Source organism: Halobacteriovorax sp., assembly GCF_041587335.1.
In the GTDB taxonomy this organism is placed as follows: Bacteria; Bdellovibrionota; Bacteriovoracia; order Bacteriovoracales; family Bacteriovoracaceae; genus Halobacteriovorax.
Genome location: NZ_JBFGYP010000161.1, coordinates 1 through 5,527, shown reverse-complemented (window position 1 = coordinate 5,527; position 5,527 = coordinate 1). Strand labels below are relative to the sequence as shown.

The window sequence follows — 5,527 nt, the reverse complement described above, 5'->3', positions numbered from 1 at the left end:
TTATTTACACCTTCTTGAAGAACTGCTTGGTTTCTAACTACGATTCCTGCTTGGAATAATCTATCCATGGCCATCTGAGACCACTTTGTGATTTCTCTAGCACAAGAAAAGTGAGTATGGATCACAACTTGTTTACCAAATGATCTACCAAGAGCGTGAATCTCTTGAACGGCTTCAAACCAAGCATCATCAGTAAGTACTTTTTGAGGGAAAATTGCAATTCCTTTAGTCGCTAGACGAATACGTCTAATGTGAGGAATTTTTAATAGGTTCTCACCAATATAGCGAATCTGCTTAGGAGTAAGCATAAATGCGTCACCACCAGAGATAACAACATCTTCAATTCTTGGATGATTTGTTAGGTATTCAAATACATCGTCCCATTTCTTTTGGTTTGCACCATAAGTCTCTTTTTCCATCGACTCTGTAGATCCACCAATGATTCTTGAACGTGTACAATAAGAACAGTATACAGGACAGATAGTCGTAGGAAGAAAAAGAACCTTATCTGGGTACCTGTGAGTTAACATTGGTACTGGTGAATCATCGTCTTCACTAAGTGAATCAGATTTATAGAATGGGTGATCTTCTAAGAATTGACTCCCCATTGGTAAGAACTGCTTTCTTAGTGGACAATTAAGAGGGTCCTCCCAATCAATTAGAGCAAAGATATATGGAGTAATTCTAATATTCATTGGAGTGATCTTTTGACCAGCTCTAATGTCTTCCATATGCTCTTTAGATATTCTTGCTCCCAAGAACCTTTCAACTTGATCTACTTTTCTAACTGAGTTCTTGAGCTGCCACTTATGATCTGCAAATTCACCTCTAGTAACACTTGCCCATTCTGGTATCTCTTTCCAGAAATCATCATTTCTAAAATTTCTATGTTCTAACTCTCGAATTTTCGAGTGATCAACATTTGACATACAGCATCCTCTTTTTTTAATTTCGTAATAAGTAGTGATTATCGTTAAATTATCCCCTTAGTAAACACCTGACGCAACGCAAAAATAAATCTTACATCTGTCTTTAAAGCCTAAAAACTAGCCCAATATGTTTTAAATTGAATTGGGTAAAATACTTACATTATAAGAAAGTTATTTGTTTGATTACCCATACATTAGTCTGCCCTATATTTACTCAAGCTGAAACCCAATATGTCGATAAGTTACTATGGCAAATGGAAGCGACGCTAAGAATATTCAGTACCTAGAAGTAGATCAACAGAGATTGCACTCTCCAGGCAACCTAGCAAATGGCTCAGGTGACCTTGATGGAAGTTACCTATCGAAGAATATTTCAATCTTTGGAAAAATTTTTATTGGATTTATGATCTGTATCTTCATAGTCTCATTTGTATTTCTAGTATTTAGCTACACTCCTTATGGCGTGGACTTTTTACGTGAGATGAAAATTCATATTATCTAGCCCTAACCCTACCTAAAACGCTCAGAATCGATATTTCGTATTATCAACTATTTACATTACAAATAATTCATATAATATAAATTATACGAACTAATTTATAGTAATTTTATTACAACACCAAGCGTATATGAAAATTAATAGAAAAAACCAGGGATGGTTACAACAGTATTTAGACAATTGTTCTAAGCAGAATAAATCCATCCACACTATCAAAAATTACAGAAGCGATTTAGAAAAGTATCTTTGCTGGTATGAAATCACCTATTCATCTCCTATCAGTGCAAAACATAAGAATACAATCGAGCACTATAAAGATTTTCTCCTAAATGGTGGTATCGTAATAAAAAGACCAAACTTCTTTCAAAAACTACTCTTTTTTAGAAAAACGAAGGAAATAAGCCTAATCCAGAAGGCCCTTTCAAATAACTCTGCTAAAAGACACCTGAGTTCCCTTAAGAACTTCTACGAATATCTAAAGCAAACTCATGAGGATCACTCAAAGCTCTTCTTGATTAATCCGGTAAAAGAAAAGATTCACGGGATAAAGCTTAAAGACACTGATGTTGAGCACACACCAATTATTCCATATGAGCAATGGAGGAATCTTATTGAATCTACTTACAGAACGAGAGAAAGACTGATCCTTTTACTCCTCTACTGGGCGGGACTTAGATTGAGTGAATTAACTCAGCTTAGATTTTCAAACTTTGATGAAAAGAGAAAAACTATAAAAGTCATCAGAAAAGGTGGCTACATACATGAGTTTAGTCCACAGAGATTTGATGAAATTATTAAAAATGTTCAATTTTTAATGAAGGACGCTAAGTCAGATTTTATTTTTACAAATTACGTTGGAAAATGTTTGAGTACTAGAAGTATGTACAGCTTGATTAAAAAGTTACTCAGGATAAATAAATGTGATGAAAGGTTAGGGCCACACAGCTTCAGAAAGGCCTGTGCTACTAACCTTTATAAAAAGACTAAAGACTTACTTTTAGTTCGAGATTACTTAAATCACCATGATGCCAAGGTGACTCAGACATATATTGAAGTAGATCAAACACCTATGCATTAGAAAAAGTTTTTAATATTTTCTCTACAGCTAGTTGCTGGTTTTAATAATTCGTTTGCTCGAGCAAGTATTTCTCTAGATCTATAGTTTATGAGTCCAAAATCATCTTTAAGAGTTGCAATATCTTTCAACGCCGAAGGCCCATGTACAGTGTTAGAGATTATTCTCTCTAGATGCTTCGCTATAGCTAGTGAAATATCATCTTCAAGTTCTTCATCTAATCCAATTTTATTCATCATTCTATAAAGGAACATAAAAGACTCAAGACCTTCTACTGATTCAATTATTTTCTCAGTAAATTGAGAAAAGTAATACGGTGTAAATTTACCAAATTTAGAAAAGATGATTTCTAACTCAGGGGTATTAATAGAGCCAATCGGGAACTTATGAATGTGATTATTTATAAAATCTTTTTGTAAAAGAGTAAAAAATGAACTCATATGAACTTGATCTAACTCTGAATAGATCTTTATAATTTCCCTATGGTCAGTTATTCCTGCAAGTTTTAATTTTAACTCTTCAAGAACTACTGTGTCGTTAGCTGCAATAATAGATCTTTCATTCTGTATAATTTCCCTAAGTTGATCAAAAGAATTTTTTTCAAAGTCACTAATTGGTCTATGGATAGCTACATTTTTTCCATTTTCATTTTCCCTACGAAGCAACTCTCCATTTTCTTTCATCATAAAGTTATTTCTCATGAGATGTTCTTCTTTAAATACTATCTCTGAGCCTACAACTCTAGCTAACTGATGTTGAGAAGCCCAATCGAGAAGTGTCCATTTATCATTCTTTATTGAATATACTAATTGTTCAAAGTGAAAGTCTCCAATTGTTTCATAGATAGACACTTTCCTAGCGAATTCTTTTAAACTACTCAGGGCCTTCATCTTCAAATCTGAATCAATATACTCATTTCGAGCAAAGAAAGTCTGCATTGAAAAATCATGATCAACCAAATCTACCACCATATATGAACCTTTGTGATAGGAATGAATTTCAGGAATTGGTAGATTAGAGTCAAGTAGCTCTTGATATCCCTCATAGGTATAATTAATGAACCTCTTACCGTCCATAATGTCATAGTTCATTTTTTCATTTCCGTGCGGTAGTCTTAAAGCATATTCTTTCTTCTTTTCATTATCATAGACTTTTAAGATAAGTGTCGTGTTTCCCTTACCAAGAATTTCTTTAAAGATGACCTCTTTATTAAAGAGATAAATCTTCTCATCTGGTTTTAGATCTCCCGAGAGAATTGACTTTGAAAAGTAGTCGTCTAGTCGTCCGTTCTCATTAAAAAGACGAAGATCAGCAGACCAACTATTAATACTAAATAAGAAAATAAGAGATATAAGTTTAATCATTCTGATATAAAAGCAATTACTATGCCAAGACTAGTAAATATTTTCGGCTACTTAGATTGTAGAAACTGTCTTGTCTTTATACGCCTGTAAAACATAGGACAATTGCAATAAAGATTTGGCAGGTCAAGTTGACCGGATCTATGTGATTTCGGCTACATGCTATATAATAATCAAACTATTAAAGGCTTAGCCCAACTTTCTATATAATTTAGGTAATAAGGATTTATCTATGAAAATCATGCTTCACACTATTTTTGCCACTCTCTGCTTGCTTATGACAAACACATCGTTTGCAGATGATTTTGAAGCTGAAAAAACTGCTTGTTCTGAGGACTCAACTAAGAAATGGGATAATAACCTCAATCGTTGTATGACGACAAAAACAGTGAAGAATGATCTAGACGCTTATCAAAACTGTACTCTATTTGAGACTAAGAATGAGCGTGATAAGTGTATGAGAGATCTCGTTATACAAGTTAGTGGAGATAATAGTCTAGATGATGCGAATTGGGACGCTGTAATCATGGATACAATATCTACTGGTATTTCACTTACAAATTTATTTGTAAGAACGAAAAATAAGTCACCTTGTGTCTCATTAAAGATTGCTTCAGCCTGTGGTCTTTCTGCTCTGGCTAAAGACGCCTACATCATTCTAGAAGGAAAGAAAGTAATTGACGAGAACCTTGCTAGCTTCCAAAAGAAAGTTAAAGATAATGAGAATTACGACACTCAGCTAATCGCTTATCAATCTCAGATAGATCAGCTTAATTCTCTTTCAGATTTCTATTATAAAAAAGAGAAACTTCATAAACTAGTTGCTGCATGCTACACAGTCGCTGCTGTTGCAACGTATGCTGATGAAGTAAAGATGACTGTAAGTTGTCTAGACGCATCAGCAGATAATGTAAAAGCCGAAACACAGGAATATGATACTGCCGGTCTTGATGGTGGAGCATCTGTAATTAAAATAGCAGAAGCACTTTATAAAGATTTAAAATTCTATGCGGGTACACCTGCCGGTGTAGCAACACTTGCTCTAATGAATACAGGCTGGAATCTTGTAAAAGCAAGAAAGCTTAGAGCACAAGGTGATAAGACTAGCCTTCTTGCCATAAGAGCAAAAGTTGCGAAAGACCAATTTATCACTTCAATGGAGAAATATTGTCCTGATGGTCATGAAGATAAAGATAACTTGATGTGCTACTGCTACGTAGATGGCGAAAAAAATTCAAGTAGAACAAACTCTGAATCTTGTCAGAACTTATGGGCCCAAAGTGATAGAAACTTATTTGTAGAAAGTTCAGATAAAACAGCTGCAAGTGCTGCAGATAAAACAAAGCTAGGCTGTATTACAAATGTAGGTGAATTTGATCCAACTTGTCAGTGTAAGAAGTTCAAAGACACGCAAGGTAATAACGCATGTAGAAAATCAAGCTTCTCATCTATCCAGCTAGGCGGGCTAGGCCAAACAATGGATATAAATCAACTTGAGACAGACTTAAATAATATCGCTTCAGGTATCACATCTGCACAAGGTTTTGATCTAACATCTGCTCAAAGTAGTGCTCTAGGTGGAACAGTCAGAGACAGTATCTTAAAGCAAATTAAGCTCGAAGATAAGAATGGTGTAAAACAGGCAACTCCTAATGACTTGGCC

Annotated in this window: 5 protein-coding genes; 3 read left to right on the top strand and 2 right to left on the bottom strand. The window is 34.6% G+C overall.

The features are described from left to right. Positions 1–929: KamA family radical SAM protein (locus ABX784_RS15135; RefSeq protein ID WP_372655901.1), on the bottom strand; the 929-nt coding region annotated here is incomplete at its 3' end. Positions 930–1,176: 247 nt separating this feature from the next. Between ABX784_RS15135 and ABX784_RS15130 the strand changes: the two genes are divergently transcribed. Further along, positions 1,177–1,431 carry a hypothetical protein gene (locus tag ABX784_RS15130; protein ID WP_372655900.1) on the top strand — a complete coding sequence of 85 codons (255 nt, stop codon included), beginning with the start codon at positions 1,177–1,179 and terminating at the stop codon, positions 1,429–1,431. 127 nt (positions 1,432–1,558) lie between these two features. After that, positions 1,559–2,506, top strand: coding sequence for a tyrosine-type recombinase/integrase (locus ABX784_RS15125; RefSeq protein WP_372655899.1), 948 nt, complete (start codon positions 1,559–1,561; stop codon positions 2,504–2,506). Here ABX784_RS15125 and ABX784_RS15120 read toward each other — a convergent pair. Next, complete coding sequence (locus ABX784_RS15120) at positions 2,503–3,867, bottom strand: hypothetical protein (protein ID WP_372655898.1); 1,365 nt, start codon at positions 3,865–3,867, stop codon at positions 2,503–2,505. The two genes, ABX784_RS15125 and ABX784_RS15120, sit on opposite strands and share 4 nt — an antisense overlap. A 229-nt stretch (positions 3,868–4,096) precedes the next feature. On the opposite strand from ABX784_RS15120, the gene ABX784_RS15115 reads away from it, so the two are divergent. After that, on the top strand, positions 4,097–5,527 hold a 1,431-nt coding region (locus ABX784_RS15115; RefSeq protein ID WP_372655897.1), incomplete at its 3' end, for a hypothetical protein.

Bases quoted from the DNA above. Each gene is read 5' to 3' on its own strand.
- ABX784_RS15125 (WP_372655899.1), top strand. From the start codon at position 1,559: ATGAAAATTAATAGAAAAAACCAGGGATGGTTACAACAGTATTTAGAC.
- ABX784_RS15130 (WP_372655900.1), top strand. From the start codon at position 1,177: ATGGCAAATGGAAGCGACGCTAAGAATATTCAGTACCTAGAAGTAGAT.
- ABX784_RS15120 (WP_372655898.1), bottom strand. From the start codon at position 3,867: ATGATTAAACTTATATCTCTTATTTTCTTATTTAGTATTAATAGTTGG.